The sequence below is a fragment of the Paenibacillus sp. LHD-117 genome, assembly GCF_030929555.1.
Lineage (GTDB): Bacteria > Bacillota > Bacilli > Paenibacillales > Paenibacillaceae > Pristimantibacillus.
Genome location: NZ_JAVFVT010000050.1, coordinates 1 through 21,331 on the forward strand (window position 1 = coordinate 1; position 21,331 = coordinate 21,331).

Annotated in this window: 16 protein-coding genes, 1 tRNA gene and 1 pseudogene; 5 read left to right on the plus strand and 13 right to left on the minus strand. The window is 51.0% G+C overall.

Annotated features, from left to right (window positions below):
* Nucleotides 1-171 precede the first annotated feature (171 nt).
* The 5 genes and pseudogenes from RB620_RS27460 to RB620_RS27480 form a co-directional block, all read right to left on the minus strand.
* Nucleotides 172-309: a hypothetical protein gene (locus tag RB620_RS27460; RefSeq protein WP_308100007.1), complete on the minus strand. Its 138-nt coding sequence runs from the start codon at nucleotides 307-309 to the stop codon at nucleotides 172-174.
* 166 nt (nucleotides 310-475) lie between these two features.
* Nucleotides 476-1,342, minus strand: a pseudogene (ltrA, locus tag RB620_RS27465) (group II intron reverse transcriptase/maturase); the annotation flags it as partial.
* Nucleotides 1,343-2,062: 720 nt separating this feature from the next.
* The gene (locus tag RB620_RS27470) at nucleotides 2,063-3,301 is read right to left on the minus strand and encodes an amidohydrolase family protein (RefSeq protein WP_308100009.1); all 1,239 of its coding nucleotides are present in this window, start codon (nucleotides 3,299-3,301) and stop codon (nucleotides 2,063-2,065) included.
* Nucleotides 3,302-3,359: 58 nt separating this feature from the next.
* Complete coding sequence (locus RB620_RS27475; RefSeq protein WP_308100010.1) at nucleotides 3,360-4,586, minus strand: amidohydrolase family protein; 1,227 nt, start codon at nucleotides 4,584-4,586, stop codon at nucleotides 3,360-3,362.
* Nucleotides 4,587-4,652: 66 nt separating this feature from the next.
* Nucleotides 4,653-5,909, minus strand: coding sequence for an amidohydrolase (locus tag RB620_RS27480; protein WP_308100011.1), 1,257 nt, complete (start codon nucleotides 5,907-5,909; stop codon nucleotides 4,653-4,655).
* Nucleotides 5,910-6,048: 139 nt separating this feature from the next.
* Here RB620_RS27480 and RB620_RS27485 point away from each other — a divergent pair, with 139 nt between their 5' ends.
* Nucleotides 6,049-7,014: a LysR family transcriptional regulator gene (locus RB620_RS27485; RefSeq protein WP_308100012.1), complete on the plus strand. Its 966-nt coding sequence runs from the start codon at nucleotides 6,049-6,051 to the stop codon at nucleotides 7,012-7,014.
* Here the strand turns inward: RB620_RS27485 and RB620_RS27490 are convergent.
* From RB620_RS27490 to RB620_RS27510, 5 genes are all read right to left on the minus strand, one after another.
* A complete protein-coding gene (locus tag RB620_RS27490; protein ID WP_308100013.1) occupies nucleotides 6,927-8,114 on the minus strand; it encodes an MFS transporter in 1,188 nt (395 codons plus the stop codon). The two genes, RB620_RS27485 and RB620_RS27490, sit on opposite strands and share 88 nt — an antisense overlap.
* Nucleotides 8,115-8,280: 166 nt before the next feature.
* Nucleotides 8,281-10,776, minus strand: a complete 2,496-nt coding sequence (locus RB620_RS27495; protein WP_308100014.1) for a discoidin domain-containing protein — start codon at nucleotides 10,774-10,776, stop codon at nucleotides 8,281-8,283.
* Nucleotides 10,769-13,747, minus strand: a complete 2,979-nt coding sequence (locus RB620_RS27500; protein WP_308100015.1) for a discoidin domain-containing protein — start codon at nucleotides 13,745-13,747, stop codon at nucleotides 10,769-10,771. Before RB620_RS27500 ends, RB620_RS27495 begins: the two co-directional genes overlap by 8 nt.
* Nucleotides 13,748-13,833: 86 nt before the next feature.
* Nucleotides 13,834-14,868 carry a peptidylprolyl isomerase gene (locus tag RB620_RS27505; protein ID WP_308100016.1) on the minus strand — a complete coding sequence of 345 codons (1,035 nt, stop codon included), beginning with the start codon at nucleotides 14,866-14,868 and terminating at the stop codon, nucleotides 13,834-13,836.
* A 280-nt stretch (nucleotides 14,869-15,148) separates the two neighbouring features.
* Nucleotides 15,149-15,220: transfer RNA gene (locus RB620_RS27510), tRNA-Thr, on the minus strand.
* Between the two features lie 182 nt (nucleotides 15,221-15,402).
* Between RB620_RS27510 and RB620_RS27515 the strand changes: the two genes are divergently transcribed.
* Together RB620_RS27515 and RB620_RS27520 are read left to right on the plus strand one after the other, a co-directional pair.
* Nucleotides 15,403-16,299 (plus strand): manganese catalase family protein, encoded by an 897-nt coding sequence (locus RB620_RS27515; protein ID WP_308100017.1) that lies wholly within the window; start codon nucleotides 15,403-15,405, stop codon nucleotides 16,297-16,299.
* Between the two features lie 80 nt (nucleotides 16,300-16,379).
* Nucleotides 16,380-17,009: a TraX family protein gene (locus RB620_RS27520; protein ID WP_308100018.1), complete on the plus strand. Its 630-nt coding sequence runs from the start codon at nucleotides 16,380-16,382 to the stop codon at nucleotides 17,007-17,009.
* A gap of 12 nt (nucleotides 17,010-17,021) precedes the next feature.
* On the opposite strand, the gene RB620_RS27525 is transcribed toward RB620_RS27520, so the two are convergent.
* Nucleotides 17,022-17,885: a serine/threonine protein kinase gene (locus tag RB620_RS27525; protein ID WP_308100019.1), complete on the minus strand. Its 864-nt coding sequence runs from the start codon at nucleotides 17,883-17,885 to the stop codon at nucleotides 17,022-17,024.
* A gap of 150 nt (nucleotides 17,886-18,035) precedes the next feature.
* Between RB620_RS27525 and RB620_RS27530 the strand changes: the two genes are divergently transcribed.
* Together RB620_RS27530 and RB620_RS27535 are read left to right on the plus strand one after the other, a co-directional pair.
* Nucleotides 18,036-18,440, plus strand: a complete 405-nt coding sequence (locus RB620_RS27530; protein ID WP_308100020.1) for a hypothetical protein — start codon at nucleotides 18,036-18,038, stop codon at nucleotides 18,438-18,440.
* Nucleotides 18,441-18,601: 161 nt separating this feature from the next.
* Nucleotides 18,602-18,820 carry a hypothetical protein gene (locus RB620_RS27535; protein ID WP_308100022.1) on the plus strand — a complete coding sequence of 73 codons (219 nt, stop codon included), beginning with the start codon at nucleotides 18,602-18,604 and terminating at the stop codon, nucleotides 18,818-18,820.
* Nucleotides 18,821-18,953: 133 nt separating this feature from the next.
* Here RB620_RS27535 and RB620_RS27540 read toward each other — a convergent pair whose 3' ends face one another.
* Nucleotides 18,954-20,324 carry a bifunctional diguanylate cyclase/phosphodiesterase gene (locus RB620_RS27540; protein ID WP_308100024.1) on the minus strand — a complete coding sequence of 457 codons (1,371 nt, stop codon included), beginning with the start codon at nucleotides 20,322-20,324 and terminating at the stop codon, nucleotides 18,954-18,956.
* 195 nt (nucleotides 20,325-20,519) lie between these two features.
* Nucleotides 20,520-21,239 carry a response regulator transcription factor gene (locus RB620_RS27545; protein ID WP_308100026.1) on the minus strand — a complete coding sequence of 240 codons (720 nt, stop codon included), beginning with the start codon at nucleotides 21,237-21,239 and terminating at the stop codon, nucleotides 20,520-20,522.
* Nucleotides 21,240-21,331: the final 92 nt, after the last annotated feature.

The following is a 21,331-nucleotide window of genomic DNA, read 5'->3' on the forward strand; positions in this document are numbered from 1 at the left end:
TCTTCACCTTCGATAAAGGGCATATGCGCTCATCTCCTTAAATACAGAGATTCGACAAAGGTCTTCCATTTTCATGCCCGAAAACGAGGATCTTTAATAATTGTTAGACAGACTGACGTGAGGTTTTCCCTCATACGGCTTTCCGATGTTCGTCATTCATGTGCATGCAGATTACAAAAGCGTTTTGAGTCCACACTGTTTGGCCATAAACTTAACCTCGCCGATGGAACTCATCCATCGCGAGCGTTGCCGTTTCTTTGCATACCATCTCGCAAGCCTCTGTAGGATGTACCAGTCCAGCTTCGCCATCTTCCGCTGGCTGTAAGCGGTGTAGTAATAATTCCGCCAGCCATGTATTTTTGGGGTTCAACCAGTCTACATGTTCAAGAATTGACTTGTGTCGCATACTTGGCGGTGCCAGGCGATCCCTCACAACTTCCCGGATGCGTTCTTCCGCTTTCCGGGTCAGCCATTGCTGAGTGGTGTAGTACACTTTTCCTTTGGAGGTTTCAGCTTTCGTTTTGCGATGATGCATACCGAGAAAGTCGAAGCCTTCTTCCCCTGTCCATAGTCCGACGATGCGCGTTTTGGTCGGGTGCAAGGTGAGTTCCAGGCGCTCCATGATCGAACGAATGAGCTCGTACGCTCGGTCTGCTTCCTTCCTCGTCTTGCATACGACCACGAAGTCATCCGCGTAACGCGTCAGTTCCCCGTGTCCGCTGCCATGCCGTTCCCACAGGATATCGAAGTAGTTTAGGTAAATGTTCGCAAGTAACGGAGAAATAACCCCGCCCTGCGGCGTTCCCAAATCTGAGCGCCTTACCGTTCCTTCTTCCATCACTCCCGCTCGTAACCACTTCCGAACTAGCTTCAAGATACGTCTGTCGCTGATCCGCATTTCAACCAGCTTCATGAGTTTCTCTTGGTTAATGTTGTCGAAGTAGCCTTGGATATCGACGTCGATCACCCAATTCCCTTTGCGGTTGCATGCCTTCCGGATTCGGTCGAGTGCCCCCTTCGCGCTTCGCCTCGGACGGAATCCAAACGAGGATTCCTGAAAATCTGCTTCAAAGATCGGTTCCATGACCAGTTTTGTTGCCATCTGTATGACGCGATCTCGGACGGTTGGTATGCCAAGCGGTCGTTGCTTCCCGTCTTTCTTCGGGATGTAGTGCCGCCGAACAGGCTGTGGGTGATAGCGCCCCTCTTTTAGAAGCCGATGACATTCAAGCAAGAAGAGGTATTCCCCTTGTTTCTCAATGTCCGACAGCGTTTCGCCGTCGATGCCAGCCGAACCTTTATTTGCTCGCACCCTGCGCCATGCTTCCCACAAGATGTCCATCCGGTAGACCTTGTCATACAGGGCGTGGAATCTACGTTTCTTGCTTTCCTTGGCCGCATGACCTAGTTTCTCTTGGAGTTGTTGAACGTTTTCCTTTGGTGTTGTTAGCCGATTGGCATTCACTGACTCGTACCTCCTTAAGAAACGTGAACAAAGCAGGGCTCCTTCCCTCCCGCAGGTTATGTTGTCCTGCGGTTCCTCGGTACTATGAGCCCCTCGGACTCCCTTCCTGCAGACGATTCATTTCACCTTTGGGCTTATAGAACGTCTCGTTACGAAAAAAAAATCTCGTGCAGGGGAGGGTCTCCCCAGTTCACTGCATCCTCTCTCATGCTATGCCGATCCCTCTACGCCGGAGGATTCTTCGCTGTCGCTCCAAGTTCCAAACAGCTTCCTTGGCCTTCGTCCATGTGTGCGGGACTCGGCATCCTCTCTTCCCTTTTGCAAGGCCTTTTTGACGACGCGGCAGGATTCACTTGATGTTACGGCCTGGCATGTTGCTCGCCCTGTCTCTGACAGGTACTTTTGTCGATACGCTTCTACGCACAGATTTCGCCATACGCAGGTATCCTAGCTACGCGGGGGCTTGGCCCCTCCCGCGACCGATCTTTCATCGGCTAGAAGATGCGTGCCTCTGGGCACGCCAAACACAAAAGACGGCCGGGAGGCCGTCTTTTCATCATCTTAGGCACTCCGTCTGTGAATGACGAAACGCTCCCTTTAATTAACGGTTGCATCTTTCAAAGATCCGGAAACGATTGCTCCTCCGGTTAAAACCGCCACGCGCTTCGCCCGTCTCGCAACCGCTTCCGCGGAACAGCTTGCCTGCACGAATACGACGTTGGCTTCATCGCCGACGGCCGGCCATACTCTTTTCCCTTCTCGATTCAGGACGGTTCGGCCGCCTGTAATGAAGCCGAGCGCTTGGGCTAATGGTAATTCGTCAATATAACGGTACAGTTCCGCTAACCATCCGGCCTTCTCCAAATTGTCGCCGATGCCGAACGGCGACCAGTGGTCGGTGATGCTGTCATTGCCGAGCTCGACTTTGACACCTTTCTCGCGCAGCATCGGAATTGGCATCTGAACCGCGCCCATCGGAACGGTGGATGTAATCGAAATGCCGAGTGCGGCAAACCGCTCCGCAAGCTCGGCGGCCGCTCCCGCAGGGGCCCCTGCAAAACCGAAGGCGTGGCTCACCGTCACTCTCCCTTGCCAGCCGGCTTCCTCCGTCAGATCGGCGAGTCTGTTCATTGTAAATATGCCCAAATGATCCCGGTCGTGAATATGGACATCGATCCTTGCATTCGCCTCGACGGCGATGTCCATGATCGTCTGCAGCGATTTTTCGATGTTCTCGTCTATGGTTGCCGGGTCGACGCCGCCCACGAAGGAGGCGCCTTGATGCATCGCTTGCCTAACGAGATCAACGGACTGGGAACGCAGCAGTCCGTGCTGCGGGAACGCGACGACTTCGGAAGACATTTTACCGGAGAACGACTCCAGCGCCCGCATCGTCGCTTCCAGGTTTTTCAGACCGATCACAGGGTCGATGTTGCAGTGGGTACTGACATGCGTGGAACCAAATCCGAGCAGCAGATCGAGCATTTTTTCGGCTCTTTCCTGCGCCGTAGGCAGCAGCTTCGGAAGGAGTTCCCTCTCTTCTTCAATCCGCCCGAATATGCCTGCTACCGGTCTGACAGCTCTCCATGGTCCGCCATAATACGTTTTGTCGATGTGAATATGCATCTCTTTAAACGACGGCAGCATCAAATGCTGCTTTGCATCTATGATCGGCAGGTTGCCCCCATGCGGAGGCGCTTCGGATGCGATTTCCGCGATTTTTCCGTCCTCAATCCGAATATGGCAAACTTCCGTCTCCGTACCCGTCACTCTGCCGTTCTCGTATTGATATCCGCTCTCCAACCGTACATTTGTCAGCCAATAAGACAAGCTCATGATTCCATATCATCCTCTCACAAATCTTGGTTTTATCCGGGTAACTATCGAAGGCTCGTCAGACAAGGGTCCCTGAAACAACCATCCCCTTGTACATAACAGCTGGCCGATTCGCCCTTCTGGCTACCGCTTCGGCGGAGCAGCTTGCTTCGGCGAACACCATGCTCGCCTCGTCCCCAACCTTCGGCCATATACGCTGTCCTTCTGTATTCAGCGGCGTTATACCGCCTGTAATGAATCCCAGCGATTGCGATAAAGAAAGCTCGTCAACCCAGCAGTAACGCTGGGACAGTCGCTGCGCTTTCTCCAAAACATCGCCATTGCCGAAAGGAGCCCAGGAATCATAGAACCCGTCGCAGCCTAAAGCGACTTGGACTCCCCTTTCCCTAAGCAGCGGAACCGGGGGGATCAGCCTGTTAATGGGAGCCGTGGACATGACGGAAATGCCCAATTCCGCAAATATGCGAGCCATTTCGTCCGAACGCTCATGCGGCACTTCACCGAGGGCGAATGCATGGCTGACCGCCACTCTGCCTTGCCAGCCGGACTCTCGCGTCAGCTCGGATAATTTTTTCATCGTATACCATCCCAGATGGCCCGGATCGTGCAGATGCATATCGATATCCGCTCCGCTCTCGACCGCAATGTTCATCATTTGATCCAAAGACGCTTCGATTTGGCCGTCGACTCCAGCGGGATCAAGCCCGCCAACCAGAGTGGCCCCTTCCCGCATCGCTTCCTTCATTAAACGAACCACCTGGTTGCGCAACAATCCATGCTGCGGGAAAGCGACGATCTCGTAGGTGAGCTTATCCTCGAATTGTTCCAATGCCTGCCGCACAGACTCCAAGTTTTTTAGGCCGATGTACGGATCTATGTTGACATGCGTGCGCACATGGGTCACTCCCGATTGAACAAATAGAGTAAGAAGCAGCTCCGCTCTTTCTTTCATGGTCTTTACTAAACTTGGAAGCTCCTTAGCCTCCAGCTCCAATCGTTCGACCAAATTTTTTACGGGCGTACACGATTTCCAGGGTCCTCCCAAATACGTCTTATCCAAGTGGTTGTGCATTTCTTTAAAAGGCGGGAGTCCCAAAAGGCCTCTTGCATCTTGATTGGGAAAATCCGTTTCTACATCTTGCGCAGCGGGCACGATGCGGGCAATGACTCCGTCCTCAACCCGAAGATGGCAAATCTCGCTCTCCGTCCCCGTGACGATGCCGTTTTCGAACCGATACCCGCTTTCCAGGCGAACATTCGTTAACCAATATCCAACAGGCTTCATGCGGTATATAGCCTCCTTTTGCTGAACAGAACGATCTTCGTTCAAGGTGAAACGGGTTGCGCTATGTTATCGTTCAAGCGAACCGGCAACAATCTTTCCTTTATACATGACGGCGGGCCGATTCGACCTTCTGGCCACCGCTTCGGCGGAGCAGCTTGCTTCGGCGAACACCATGCTCGCCGAGTCTCCAACTTTCGGCCAGACACGCTGTCCTTCTGTATTAAGCGGCGTTATGCCGCCGGTAATGAAACCCAGCGTCTCGGCCAGCGCCCGTTCCGTGCCTCTTCCGAAACGATCCGCCAAACGGCCCGCACGCTCCAAAATATCGCCGTTCCCGAAAGGAGACCACGAATCGAAAATGTTATCGCACCCTGCCGCCACCGCCACCTTCTTCTCGTGAAGGAAGTTTACCGGAGGAATCGTTCTGCCGATCGGCACGCTCGTAATGATCGTCATTCCGAGATCGGCAAGCATTTGCGCCACTTCATCGGCTTCCTGCCCTGCCATATCCCCTAAAGCGAAAGCGTGGCTCACTGAGACTCTGCCCTGCCAGCCCGCTTCTTCCGTGAGCGCTGCCAGCCGCTTGATAGTCGCAAGCCCCAGCGCGCCCCCATCATGCAGATGCAAATCGACATCCGCATTCGCTTCCACAGCCAGTTCCATCATCTTCTGCAGCGATTTTTCCATATCGCCGTCCACGGTTGCCGGATCTACGCCGCCGATCAACCCGCAACCGCTGCTCAGTGCCTCCTTGACAAGTCCAGCGGATGGCGTCCGGAGAAGTCCGTGCTGCGGAAAGGCGACGATCTCGTAAGACAATTTGCCTTCAAAGGCGGCGAGCGCTTCCTGTACGGCCTCCAAGTGACGAAGCCCGACTTCCGGGTAAATGTCGACATGCGTGCGAACATGAGTCGAACCGGCTCGCAGCAAGATGCCGAGCAGCGTTTCGGCTCGTTCCTTCATCGTTGTTGCCAGCTTGGGCAGCGTGTTCTTCTCGATCTCGAATCGTTCAAATATTGTAGCCGCCGGATGAACCGGCCGCCAACGATCGCCAAGCAGCGTTTTGTCCAAATGGCAATGCTTCTCCACGAATGAAGGCAGCGCGAGCAAGCCGCGCGCATCTATAACGGGCCGCGCCCTATTTGATTTCGCATCATCGTGATCTGCTTCATCCGGCGTATCACTTGCGAGCGCGATTTCCGCAATCGTGCCGTTATCGATCCGCAGATGATATAAATCCGTCGTCGTTCCTGTAATGGAACCGCTTTCTTTTAAATGCCCGTTTTCCAAACGAACATTCCTCAACCAATAATCCTCATTCATCTCCTTCGCCTCCCAGTGAGCGTCGCTCCTTTTTCCCTTCATACAATTATGCTAACATGAAGAAAACTATATGAAAAATATATAAACAATAAGTTTTACTTAAGTTTTTCATATACAAAATGGAGGAGTGTTTTCGGCGATGGACATCAGACAACTGCGCTATTTTATAGCGATTGTAGAGGAAAGGAAAATTTCCGCAGCCGCGAAGAGACTCCATATCTCTCAACCTCCATTAAGCCAGCTTTTAAAAGCAATGGAAGAGGAGCTCGGCTCAACATTAGTGGAGAGAAGCGGAAAATTTTTAGAGGTAACGGAAGCAGGAAAAGCTTTGTATAAATATGCTTTGCAAATAAACCAATTGATGGAAGAAGCCAAAATGGAAGTGAAGGAAGTCGGTAACGGGGCAAACGGCAGGCTAAAGATTGGCATCAATACGTTTTCGGTTGCTGAGCTGCCTGAACTCCTCCATCGATTTCGCAGCCAATACCCAAAGGTAACCTTTCAAATTCAGCAAAATGAATCGGCTCATCTTTGTAACTTAGTGAGAGAACGGGTAATCGAACTGGCAATAATTCGCATGCCACTTGAACTAAGTCACTTTTCAGTTCTTCACCTGTACACCGAGCCGTTTTACTTCATTACATCCAAGAATCAGAAACGGTTTGACCGTGAAGTGTCGCTTGCAGACATTCACAACCATCCGCTCATCTTGCCAAGCACCCAAGGATTGGGCGTGCATTATTTAATTTTGGAGGCTTTTTCCAGGCTCCATCTGCAGCCCAATATGATCGGCGAATGTTCCGACATTATGCTTTTGATGGATTTAGTTTCATCTGACTTTTGTGCATCGATCGTTCCGGAAACACTGCTTAAACGGCATAAAGGGTATTCTATGCATGTGCACAAAATTTCCAACGCTGCAGAGCTGTCTTCCCCTGTCGGATTCATATGGCTAAAGGATCATTGCTTATCCAAGGCTGCCAACAACTTTATCGATTTGTTCAAAGAAGAAGGGAATTATGAAGCAATTGACGACGATTTTCCTCCTAACCGTCTAACCGATACGAAGCTGCACACAAGCAGCACGAATGCGCCGAACAGATAAGGCAAATCGATATGGATGTCGTATAGAATACCTGCCAGCATCGGTCCAAAAATCGTCCCTAGGCTTGCATAGGCATTGTTCATTCCTGCTACAAATCCTTGCTCCTCCCCCGCCTCTTTGGACAGCAGGGTATTGATCGTTGGCCGCAAAATATTATTGAACGTAAAGAATAACATCGTTACGAACATGACATAAAGGAAATGGCCCGAGAAAAGCAAGAACACGAGGGATATAGCCGATAACAAAAGCATGGCGCCGATAACTTTCTTTTCCCCGAATCGTTGCGATATCCGATCCGTCAGTACAACCTGATTAAACGTGCCAATTAACGAACATACGGTAAGCAGAATCGCGATTTCACGTGTAGTGAATCCGTAGCCTTGCACGACAAATAGCGGAAAAATCGCCTCAAAATGCGTCAAACCGAACGTACTGGCGAAAACAATAAGCAACAGCATGAAGTAGCGAGATCGAATGGAAAGCGCGATTTGATGAAAAACATTCGGCTTCTTCTCCTTCGTTTGCCGGCGCATCAAGCGAATTTCCGGCGACAGCGATTCAGGCAGCATCCACAAGCTGCATACCATGGCCAGTAAACCCACAAATGCGGATGCATAAAATGGCGCTTTGATCCCTAACTCGGCAAGCAATCCGCCTACTCCCGGCCCGATAATAAAACCCGATGTCATCGATGCGCCTAACCACGACATCGCCTTGCTTCGCTGATCATCTGCCGTAATATCGGCAATATAAGCGACAATGGCTGGGATCAAAGCCGCAGAGCCGATTCCGCCAATTAATCGCGACACAAACAATAAAGTTAAATCGCCTGCTAAAGCAGCCAATAAGTTGGAGATCGCGAACAAGATCAGTCCAGCTATAATCATCGGTTTGCGACCGTATTGATCAGACAAATTGCCTGCAATGGGCGAGAAAAGAAACTGTGTCAGACCGAAGCAGGATACCAAATATCCCGCCGCTTGACCACCTGCCCCAAACTCCTTGAGAAGTTCGGGTAATATCGGAATGACAAGACCCATGCTTAAATTAGCGAGAAACATGTTCAATAGCAATAACGGAAACGACGACTTGGATAGCATCAGTGATCTCCTCTGTGGACAAATAAAAATAAGACTTTCCGAATCTTGTTTATGTTAACATGCGGTTGTTCCGTAAAGATAATATGTAAAAACTTAAAAATACGAATATATTTCATATACAAAGAAGCCGAATTCGATGAATTCGGCTTCTTTTGCGCTTGTTCGTTTAAGGAGTCCAAACGCGCAGTTCGTTGAGCGCTATATTGCCCCATTGACGGTTTCCGTTATTGACCTTAAGCCTTATTTTGGTGCCGGTGACCGGACTAAAGAAAATATCTCTTGTTTCGACCGTGCTATTGTTTAACGACCAAGTTATGGGCACATTCGTTAATGCCGTCACCCAGTTGGAACCATTGAAATACTCCACGTCGATGTTCGTAATGCCTTGCCCTATCCCAAAGTGGGTCAATAAACTGATCTTATTCGCGGTAATGGCAGTGCTTCCGAAATCGAGCGTAATATATTGCGGGAAGGTTATCGATGCGGCGCTAGCCCAAGACGTCGATTTTCTATCGTCGTTGACCGCTGCGATTGCTCCTGCATTTCCTAGTGGAAACGTAGTGCTTGCCGCCGCGGCTGGCGCAATATTGGCTGGCGCGCTCACCGGAGAATTGTACAATTCTAGCTCATTCACAGCGATATTGCCCCATTGACGATTTCCGTTGTTCACTTTCAGCCTTATCTTCGAAAATGTCGTTTCCGCAAAAGCGATGGTCTTGATTTCTTCCTCGGCTGTATTGGAATTCCAGCTCAGATTAACTCCCGTTTGAATAGGCAGCCACGACGTTCCGTCAAAATATTCGATATCGAAGCTCGTAATTCCCTGTCCTTGGCCGAATCTCGTATTCAACTTCAACGTATCGGCGGTTACGGGGGATGAGCCGAAATCGAGTGTGATATAGTTCGGGAAGGTCGTAGTCGAATGACTTGACCATGCGTAATCGTAATTTCCATCATTAATATTTTGAATATCGGCAGTCGTTTGGTTCAAAGAAACAAATGATGTGCTTGCTTTGGCCGCCGATGCAAGATTGGATGCCGGAGATTGAGGCGCGAGTATATAGGGAACGGAAGCCCTATTCCCTGCGGGAGCTACCGCGCCTGCATATTCATGCGCTCCTATGTCAGGGTTGCCATTGTACAGAGGATTGCCAAAGTAGTCGCGCCCTCCATGATCTGTAATGGGAATACCTGCACCGATCAGCGGCGAGCTCACTTGCAGCTGATAACCGGTAACCGTGTTCATTCCAATTCCCCCGCTTCCGGGATTAATAAATTTCGGATCAGCCGTCACCTTGTGTGGATCCGAGCCTACCACCGTGTTCCCCCCGAAATAGGCATTGTAGTCGAACGTTTGCCCGGTCAAGTTCCAGCCTCGATCTCCAACGCTGTAGTAAGCGTTATTATAATTTCTTATATTATGCGGTGAACCGGAAGCCTTCGTGAAATAATCGCTCATGACCGGATTTCCGGATGCGGCTCCGACATAAACCGTGTTGTTGTGGTTCGTCACATTGTTTATCGATCCGCTGTACCGGAAGATGCTTTTTCTATCATTTTGGCTAATGTTATACCTGACAATCGTATTGGTCGTGTAATAGGTGTCGTTCACAAACAGCATGAAGCCGCCCGCATTATTATGACTGTAGTTAAACTGGACGATCGAACCGATATTCCCCGCGTCCACGTCAAATCCGTGGCCGTCCTCGGCCCCGTTAACGCTCTCGAATGATTCGTTGAATTGAACGAGGTTGTTGTCCGCATAAGCCCACCATATCGAAGCGTTGGTAGCCAGATAAGTCGCTTGCTGCACCGTGTTATGCTCGACAATGGCGCCATCGGTTACGTTCCACGCAATCCCGCCCGTTGCCGCCCTGATGACTGAATTGTTGGAAATTGTCACGTCGGTGGAAGGGGTCCACGGTCCGTACGGCTTCTGTACCCAAGGCCATAGGTCTCCCATTCCGTAGCGCAGAATACAGTTGGAACCGATGTAAATGCCATAAGCGTCAACATCCGTCAGCGTATTGCCGTCAATAAGAATGCCGTCGAACGCGCTTGGAGTGACCGAGCCGACGGAATCGAATATGATGCCTCCGGAGCGAGTCGTATAAGAGCCGTCAACATCATGAATCGTTAAGTTTTTCACTTGGATATGATGCAGGATGCCGGCTTCTTCATTCAAAATGTAGACACCCCGGCGCTGACCGCGAGGATTTTGCCAATCGCGGTCAAAAGGCAAGGATGACCGGTTTGTGACTTCCAAATTGTTGATTTCCCAGTACTCTTGGTTTTTCAAAAATACCGCTTCCAATTGAGATGTTACGCCGGCGATCAGAGGTTTGCCGCCGGAGCCGTATTGGTCTATGACGATTGGACTTCCGCTGGCTCCCGAGCCTTTGGGCCAAAGCCTGCCGTTCCAGCTTCCCCCTGCTTTGAACAAAATTTTGTCGCCTGGAGCGAATGTTGTAGCATTCACTTTGTCGAGCGATTGCCAGGCGCTGCCGGGACTTGTCCCGTTATTGCCGTCATCTCCGCCGATATTATCGATGTAGTAGGTTGTTCCGGCTGCATGGGCCTTCGATGGCGCCGTTATTTCAAAACTGCAAACCATGGAAAGTATGGCCAATATTGCAATGAGTTTCTTTGATGTTCTATTCATCACTATAATCCTCCTCATTTTGTAGCGATTCCGCATCGCGGAGCAAGTATTGGGCAGCATTGGCGGAAATGTGCTTGCCTGCCTGTGCTTTTACTTGATGAATAAAGCTTTTCAAATTTTGTTTTTCCAATTTGGACAATAAACTGTTGGAAATCCCTTTATTGTCAATCCAGCCTTTGTTTGCAAAAGATTTGACCAATTGTTTCAGCGCATGGAGACTCGTTTTCACCTGAAAGGTAATGGATTGACTGGTCGTATTGCCTGCTAAATCGCTGGCTGTAATGATGAGGGTATGTGTTCCAAGCTCTAATGTGTATAGTGGAATCGAATCTCCGTTCATGACAACATGGCCATCCAGCGTCATGACTGTTTTCGTATAGTCGACTCCCGACAACTCATCAATAACCGTAAACTGCGGCTTGAAATCCCCTGTATTGTCTTCTGTCGTCGCGACCGATTCAACCGTAATCACCGGGGCGTTCCGATCGACAACCGCATTGTTCTCCAGAATCAGTTCATTAAGCGCGATGTTCCCCCATTGCCGGTTAGCATCGTTGACCTTCAGTCTGATTTTGCTTGCCGTAACGGTTGGAAACTCAATGGACTGACGCTCTTTGGTACTGTCGTTTAGCTTCCAATCAATTGAGGCATTGGATAAAGCCGTTACCCATTCGGCGCCATCGTAGTATTCCACATCGACATTGGTAATGCCTTGGCCTATTCCGAAATGCGTGACCAAGGTGATCTTGTTGACCGTAACGGGGTTGTTTCCGTAGTCTAGGGTGAAATAGCCCGGGAAAGTAATGTTGGTAGAGCTGCCCCACGTTGACGAGACGTTGTTGTCAATGATATCGGCAATCTTTCCTCCCCCCGTAGGAAATGTTGTGCTGGCGATATCGGTTGCCTCGAAGTACAGCTCCAGTTCTTTTAGCGCAATATTGCCCCGTTGCAGGTTTCCATCGTTTATCTTTAATCTGATTTTTTTGAACATCGTAGTAGGGAATTTCACCGTTTGGATCTCGTCTGCACCGGTATCCGAATTCCATGTCACACGGATACCAGATTGAATGGGAATCCAAACTGAACCATTGAAATATTCGAGGTCGAAGTCCGTAATCCCCCGGCTTTTTCCGAATGATGTGTTAAGTTTCAAAATATTGGCAGTCACTTGGCTTGAGCCGAAATCGAGAGTTATGTAGTTGGGGAATGCGGGCGACATTTCGCTCAACCAAGCGGTTTCGTAAAAATTATCGTTGATGCTTGCAATAGTCGAATCTGTCTGGAACGTCGTGCTTGCGGTCGCCTTTGGCGCCAAATTGCTGTTCGGCGTGCTTGGCAAGTGAATCGTCGTAACGACGATTGGATCCGGCATATCGCCAGCCGGAGGCACGCTGCCCGCATATTCATGGGCGCCGATGTCGGGAGCGCCGTTGTATAACGGATTGCCGAAATAATCTCGTCCCCCGTTATCCGTCATGCGAATGCCCGCGCCAATCAACGGGGAGTCCGATTGCAATTGGTATCCTCCGACTGTATTCATCCCTTTGCCGCCGCTTCCGGGATTTACAAATTTCGGATAGCCGGTTACCTTATGGGCGTCACCCTGCACCAGCGTATTCCCGCCGAAATAGCCGTTGTAATCGAACGTTTGTCCGGTTAAGTCCCATCCTCGATCTCCGACACTGTAGAAAGCGTTGTTGTAGTTCTTAATGTTGATCGGGGATCCCGAAGCCTTCGTGAAATAATCGCTCATGACCGGATTTCCGGACGCTTCTCCCACATAAACCGAATTATTGTAGTTATAGACCGTATCAATCGATCCGCTGTATCGAAAGATGCTTTTCCTGTCGTTTTGGCTAATGTTATATCTGACTATCGTGTTGATCGTGTAGTAAGTGTCATTCACAAACAGCATGAAGCCGCCCGCATTATCATGGCTATAGTTATACTGGACGATCGAACCGAGGTTTCCTGCGTCCACGTCAAATCCGTGGCCGTCCTCAGCCCCGTTAACGCTCTCGAATGACTCGTTGAATTGAACGAGGTTGTTGTCCGCATAAGCCCACCATATCGAAGCGTTGGTAGCCAGATAAGTAGCTTGTTGAACCGTGTTATGCTCGACAATGGCGCCATCGGTTACGTTCCACGCAATCCCGCCCGTTGCCGCCCTGATGACTGAATTGTTGGAAATTTTCACGTCGGTGGAAGGGGTCCACGGTCCGTACGGTTTCTGCACCCACGGCCATAAGTCTCCCATTCCGTAGCGCAGAATACAGTTGGAACCGATGTAAATGCCATAAGCGTCTACATCCGTCAGCGTATTGCCGTCAATAAGAATGCCATCGAACGCGCTTGGAGTGACCGATCCGACGGAATCGAATATGATGCCTCCGGAGCGAGTCGTGTAAGATCCGTCAACATCATGGATCGTTAAGTTTTTCACTTGTATGTGATGTAGGATGCCAGCTTCTTCATTCAAAATGTAAACACCCCGACGCTGACCGCGAGGATTTTGCCAATCGCGGTCAAAAGGCAAGGATGACCGGTTTGTGACTTCCAAATTGTTGATTTCCCAGTACTCCTGGTTTTTCAAAAATACCGCTTCCAATTCGGATGTCACGCCGGCGATCAGAGGTTTGTCGCCGGAGCCGAATTGGTCTATGACGATTGGACTTCCGCTGGCCCCCGAGCCTTTGGGCCAAAGCCTGCCGTTCCAGCTTCCCCCTGCCTTGAACAAAATTTTGTCGCCGGGAGCGAATGTTGTGGCATTGACTTTGTCGAGCGATTGCCAGGCGTTTCCGGGACTTGTCCCGTTATTGCCGTCATCTCCGCCAATATTATCGATGTAGTAGGTAGTTCCAGTTGTAGTTTCAGCTGCATTGACGACAGGCGGGGCTGCCATGACCATGCTGCAAAGCATGGCTATGACAGACACGATTGCGATGAGTCTTTTTGATAGCCGATTGACCACTTTCATCATCCTTTACATGGATTTATGTCAGGCTTCAATCGGGCCCTGATTGAAGCGTTAACATCAATATGTTTGGAAACTCCCTCTTACATCTTTTGATAAGCGCGATACTCGGTCTCGTTCCATAAGATTTGCGCTTCTGAAACGCGTTTATTGACATACTCCTCATATTTGAAGTCGGCATAATCTTTGAGTACTTGATCTTTGACGCTATCGAAATCCAAGAAGCCAGATCCCTCTTTTTGGTTCTCCATACATTTGATCAGATAGAGACGCCCGTTCTCTTCAATAATGCCGCTTATTTCATTCATCGAAAGCTTTTCGGCGGCCTGTGCGACAGGACTTCTGGCATTGCTCCTGACGTTGCTCGAGTTAAACTCCTTCTCCATCATTTGGACGTCCGTATCGAATGCCTTCGGTATATGTTCAAAATCGGTCCCGGAAGCCGCCATGGACAGCGCCTTTTCCATCTGTTTCTTGGCATCCTCCTTGAGCGCTTCGTCAACGCTCTGATTGGAATCCAGAAACGATATCGAAATAAGCTTTACTTTCACCAACCCGTGCGACAGGTACAATTGATTTTTCCGCAGGTCGTAAAACCATTTTAATTGTTGGTCATCCGGCTTCCATTGTTCCTCCATCAGCTGACCTTTGACTAAGCGGGTCGTATTGCTCAAAACATATTCGAAATAGGCGTTTTCCTCGTATTGGCGAGGTCCGTAGATGACCTCACGGTTACGGATGGCCCTTTGCCTTCTCTTGTTTTCCTCATTTAACTGCCGTAAAAAACCTTCATAACTGATGTCCTGCAACATACCCTGTTCCCTAGCAATCAGCTGCCGAATTTTGATCTTAACGCTTTCTTCCAGCGCCTTATTCATAATGGATTCCGCTGGAATTTCGCCTTCAAATGATGTCGTCCAAAATTCGGCTGTCTGCTCGGCGCCGTATTTATTGTAGAAATAATCAATGATTGGAGTTTTATTGGCTTCGATGGCTTTATCAAATTCTTTTGTGCTTATTGGAATGCCGTCTACAAGAGCCATATACTTGTCGTCCGTATCATGATTTGATAGGATGCGGTTTACGACAATGGCTCCCGGCAAAACGATCAGAATCAAAAAGACGACGATAACCCGCCTTCTCAATCCCCATCCCTCCCTTCCCGATCTACGAAATTTCCGACTTGTGCAACCAGAGCTTATTAGCATATAAGAATTGTAATCCTAATAAGAAAACGCTTGCAATTTAAACCTATTGACATGACTTTCATTATTTTTACTAAGCGCAAGACATGTTCGAGAAAACAAGAGCCGCCCCGATGAAACATAAATCCCTGCGCACGTCAAAAGACGCGGGCTCCGAATCCTCGGAACCCGCGTCTTTGCAGTGCTTCTGGAATGCTGATGAAGGGAATTGAACCCCCGGCCTACGCATTACGAGTGCGTTGCTCTACCCCTGAGCTACATCAGCGAATATTTAGTCGACAGGTAATAGAATACAAATTTCCGAAGATGCTGTCAAGCCTTTTTCGCCCTTTTGTGCTCCCGCGAACCGTACGCCCCCCTTCCCATCGGTATGACGCCTTGCGCTCCGGCATACCTATTAATAAACACGGTACTTTACAAGTTCAATGGAAAGAGGTGAAGACGCTTATGTTTTTCCGCCAGAACAAGCTCCAAATCGAGCTGCCCCCCTCGCCGTATCCTGACGCCAATGCGGCTGCCGCCGTGCAAGAGCTGCTGGGCGGCAGATTCGGGGAGATGTCGACGCTGAACAACTATTTGTACCAATCCTTTAACTTTCGCGCCAAAAAAAAGCTGAAGCCCTTCTTCGATCTGGTCTCCAGCATTACGGCCGAGGAGCTTGGCCATGTGGAGCTCGTCTCCGCCGCCATCAACATGGTGCTCACCGGCACGACGAGCTCCGGCGATCCGGATTCCACCCCTCTAAAGGAGGGACTTAACAAACGCAACAGCTACTTCTTCATCGGCACGGCGCAGACATCCCTCGCGGGAGATTCCATGGGGAATTCCTGGCGCGGCGATTACGTGTTCAACAGCGGCAATCTCGTGCTCGATCTTCTTCATAATTTCTTTCTGGAATGCGGCGCGCGCACCCACAAGATGCGCGTTTACGAAATGACCGATCACCCAACCGCGCGAGGCATGATCGGCTATTTGCTCGTACGCGGCGGCGTCCACATTCTGGCCTATGCGAAAGCGCTGGAAATCGCGACCGGCGTCGATATGAAAAAAATGATTCCGGTCCCGAATCTCAGCAATGAACAATTCGAGACGGCGCGAAAGTGGGAAGCGATGGGTCTAGGCAATAAACTGTACACGTTCAGCCCGCAGGACTATAAGGATGTCGTCCTCATCTGGAACGGACAGAACCCGCTGACCGGCGCCAAGCTGGAAGTCATTCAAGGCGCCCCGGAAGGCGCGCCGATGTACGATCTGGAAGAGTTGCCGGAGGAATTCGCGCCGGGTATCTCGCATGAGGATTTCCTGGAGATTGCCGCGCGGCTGAAGAAAAACGCGGGGCTCTAAACGAGCAGTGCCGTCTTCGCTGGCGTACTATGGTATACTGAACCTACTTAATTATGTACCTAGCGAAGGTGATTTTCATCATGCAATTGCTGGCCATGTTAACGATGTTGATCGACCATATCGGCGCCGTGTGGTTCCCGGACGATGCCGTCTGGCGAATTGTCGGCAGACTTGCCTTTCCTCTCTACGCGTACGCCATCGTCATCGGTTATTTCCGCACGAGGAACTTGAACCGTTATCTCCTTCGTATGGCGCTGCTCGCCGGATTGTCGCAGATTCCGTACATGCTGGCGTTCAGGGTCTGGGAAGTGAACGCGATCGCGACCTTGTTCGTCTGCTTGCTCATGTTGACGCTGCTTGACCGTTACCGGGAGCAGCGTCCGCTCCAGCTTCTGCTGTCGGCGGCGGCACTCGCGATGCTTGAACTTATCCCGTTCGATTACGGCGCCTACGCCCTGCTGCTCGTGTACATTTTTCGTTATGCCAAGCCCGGCCATATCGTCTGGCTGCATCTAGGCCTGAATGTGCTGTCCGTCGTGACCAAAGGCTGGGGACTTCAGCTGTTCAGCATGTTCGCCAGCTTGCTTATTTTCTATTTGCCCGATTTCCTTCGCGCGATGGACCGCGTTCGCGTTCCGCGCATGCTCTGGCGAAGCTTCTATCCGCTGCATCTCGCGCTGATCGCCATTGCTTGGCGCATGCTGTCGTAAACCGGCAGCCGCCTAAGCTTCGGCGGCCAGCGAAGCGATAAGCTTGTCGAGCTCCAGCTCGCAAGCTTCCGTCGACGGCCAAGCCGTATCGTCGTTCAACAGCTTGCGAATGAACACCCGCACTTCCGGTTGCAAGCAGAGCTCTTCTTCCCAGCTTTGTTCCGCCTGATCCTCTTCCGCCTCGTATCCCGCATACATGGCGAAGAGGAACAAGTGGCCAAGGCCGAACCAATCACTGGAAGGGTATGGATTCCTCATGCGCTGTTTGAGCGCAGCCGCGCTGTCTCCCGGCGGGCCGCCATCTTCGCCTAACGCCATGCGGAGATCGGCAGGAAGCTCTTCCCCAATGGCGCAAGCTAATCCCAGATCGATCAAATGAGGGCGCCCTTCGCGGATGAGCACGTTCGGGATCCGAACGTCGCGATGAACGTAACCTGCGGCATGAAGCTGTTTCAGCGGCTGCATGAGCTGTTTAAGAAGTCGAAGTGCTTCTTCGGCGCCGAAGGTTTGATTTTGTTCATAGATGGCATACTCTAAGTTATACCCTTCGATATATTCCATGACCAAGGCTTCCTGCTTGCCCATGACGCTATAATCAAGGGCTTTCGGCATTTGCGGATGGCAGGCCGATTGCATGATCCGGTATTCCCTGCGCAGTAGACGAATTCCGGTATTGCCTTTGCTCGGTTTGTTCCTTTTCAGCAGCACGAGCTCCCCGCTTGCCCGATCCCTGCACGCATACGCCTGGCCGTAGCTGCCCATGCCGAGGAAACGTTCAATCACATACCGGCTCCCCCAACCCTTGCCGGGCTGGAGCGGATAATCTCGCCACTCCGTTACGATTTCGGCCCATCTGGCCTTGAAGCCTTTTCGCATACGATCATCTCCTGTTCCTAGATTACCGTCAGCAAGCGATGTTGTCGAGCGCGCAAGATGAGGCTTACGAATGAGAAACCTCCTCTTCGGATTTACGTATAAATAATCAATGCTATTAAATTTCCCTATTTCTATGAAGGAGGAAGTTGCATGTTAAGACGTATTTTGCATTCGTTGACCGGACGTCACGGTCATGGCTATCACCATTACAGCAGCAGCGATTTCAAGAAAGGTTATTATCCGCCGCCGCATTATCCGCCCCATCCGAATCAGCACGGCCATCACCATGGTCCGCCGCCGCATCCGAATCAGCATGGCCAGTATCAGGGCCAGCCGCCTTATCCGAATCAGCATGGCCAATACCAAGGCCAGCCGCCTTATCCGAATCAAGCTGGCCACTATCAAGGACCGCCGCCTCATCCGAACGCGCACGGCCAATATCCCGGACAGCCGCCTTACCCGAATCAACCGCCGCATTACCCGCCGCCGCCAAGATACAACCATCATTACGGCCACGGGTACTATAAGAAAAAATGGAAGTACAGCAGTTCTTAGGACCCGACTTGTCGAATGGTGGCAACGCAAATCGTGACTTTGGCATCTAAAAGTGTTAGGAAAGTGTGAGCAAAGCAAACAATCTCCTTACGACAGTTTCATAAGAGGCTAATCTGTTCTCGGTATAATGGGAAAAACGCAAATCGGAGGTGCATGGCATTATGATGCGAGTCCTAACCTTCAAGAATCGTTCCGTCCCTGTTTATTACCCTAACGAACAATCGGCATCTGTAGAGCTGCTTCACCATAAATTGTACGAGATGGAACTGGACTTCGATTTCAGGAAAAAGTGGAAACGTATTAAATCGGTCGAAATGGTGCGAGACGTCGCCATTTTCCAATATAGCGACGGAACGAAGCTGTACCTGGAGGTCAGCTAACCCATGACGTTCAAAGAAGGGCTGCACCGCAGGAAGATCGGAATCGATCCTCTTGCCGGGCAGCCCATTTTGTTGTCCTGACCTGAGCCCAGTCCGCACGCCACCTCGCTTAAGCGACATTAAAACTCGTCGCTTAAGCGCGGACTTCGGCTGCCGGCGTTTCTTCCTTTTCGTAGGCGCAGCAAGGATCGGCCTGCCTTTCCTCCTCCCGCTCCGTCCGGCGGAACATGGTCGTGTCCATCATGGTCGGCTCCATCGGCTGGCCGAGCAAATAACCTTGCACGAAGTCGCAGCCCCATTCCTTCAGCAATCGGTACTGACCTTCGTACTCCACCCCTTCGGCGACGACCTCGATGCCCAGCTTCTGCACCAGACCGATGATCGCCTCCACGATATGCCGCTCCGCGCCTTGCAGATCGATTTTCTCAATGAAGCTCTTATCGATCTTCAAGCAATGAATCGGCAACTGCTTCAAGTTGCTGAACGAAGAATAACCGGTGCCGAAGTCGTCTAGCGCTATTCGCACGCCTGCCGCTCTTAAGCGGCTCAGAGAGGCTATCGCCGTCTCGGAGGAGTGGAACAAATAATGCTCCGTGATTTCTAGCTCGATGGATCCAGGCTCGAGCCCGTTCTCCTCCAGCACGTTCAGCACCGTCGAAGTGAACGTCATATCCTGCAGCTGCACCGGCGATATATTGATCGACATGCGCAAGTCCCGCAAGCCGTACTTGCGGATGCGCGCCAGCATTTTGCAAGACTCACGGATAACCCATTCCCCGATCGGCACGATGAGCCCGTTCTGTTCCGCGATGGGAATAAATTCGTTCGGCGAGACAACGCCGAGCTCCGGGTGGTTCCAGCGGATTAGCGCCTCCAGCCCTCTCAGACGCCCGTCTTGCAGCCGATAGATCGGCTGATAGCTCAGATGGAACTGGCGCTGGTACAACGCCGGCCTAAGTCCCGTTTCGACCGCGATTCGCCGGTTCATCCGATTCGTATCCTCCGAATGATAGAATGAGATCCGGTTGCCTCCGTCATCCTTCGCTTGCTGGAGCGCCGATTCCGCCCTGCAGATCAACGTTTCGCTCGTCAGGCCGTCCTGCGGGAAATAACATACGCCTATGCTTGATGTGAGATACAGCTCCGAGCTTCCTTCCGGAATCGGACGTTCCACCGCGTACTTGACCGCGTCCGCCGCCTGCCAGCACAGCTCCGAATCGCCGTTTTCCTGCAGGATGTACAAAACAGCGTTGCTTCCCCAATTGCACAGTACGGGCGGCTCGGATCCCGTCAGAAGCTTCCCCGTTTCTCCCAGCCGGTTCATCATAACGTCCAATACGTATTGGCCGAACGCCGTGTCTCTCGTATCGACGACGCGGTAGAACCGATCGAATTGGGCGATCGCGATCATCAATCGTTTGCCTCCGGCTCGCGCTTGCTGGACGGAGAGCTCGATCAGCGCGTACGCTTCCTTCCGGCTCAGCAATTGAGTGGAACATCCCATTTACAATCCTCCCTAATATTCCTCGTTCCCAGTTTCCGTTGAGACTATAGTCGCATAGAAGTATTAGAAATATACGGAATTTCTTTTTAGGAGATTGTTAGAATAACAAAAAAAAGAACCGCCCTTGGTCGAATCCGACCTGCTGGACAGTCCCTAAAACATACAAACGATATGCGTACACCTATGCCTATGCGGTTAAGTGGCGGCTTGCGAAGTGTACTTGTAGCCAAACCCCCATACTGTTCGGATTAGGCGGGGTTCCTTGGGATTGAGCTCGATCTTCTTGCGGAGGTTGACGATATGTACGTCGATCGCCCGGTCGGTCACGAAGGAGTCGAATCCGCGGATGGCGTTGATCAATTCCTCTCGGCTGAACACCTTGCCCGGGTGCGCGAGGAACAACTTCATCAGCTCGTACTCCGAAAACGTGGTTTCCACGAGCTGTCCTCGAACGAGCAGCAGTCTTCTCTCGACATCCAGTTGAATCATCTCTTCCTGATGATCGGATATCTCCGCCGTTGCTGCCGCGGCGCTTGCGGCTTCCCCGTAGATGACGTTCGAGCGTCGGATCAATGCTTCCGCGCGGGCTGTCAGTTCATGCATGCTGAACGGCTTGCACAAGTAATCGTCCGCTCCCGACTTCAGCGCCTGCACGCGTTCCGACACTTCGCTCTTCATCGAGAGAATCATGATCGGAACGTTGGACGTCTTCCGGATCTCCATGCAGACCTCGATGCCGTCCAGATCGGGCAAGATCAGATCAAGCAGGATCAAATCCGGCAAGAAGCTGCTTGCGAGCTGCAGACCCTCGTCGCCACGGAATGCCTGGCTAATCTGGTAGCCCTCTTCCGTCAAATACATGGACAGCATGTTGCTCATCATAACGTCATCTTCAATAACCAAAACTTTATACATCGGCGTCACCCTTTAATAAATTGAAGATCCGTATCGATAGCTTGTAGAGAACACGCAATTATGTAACTCTACTATACATGACTGTTCGCCCG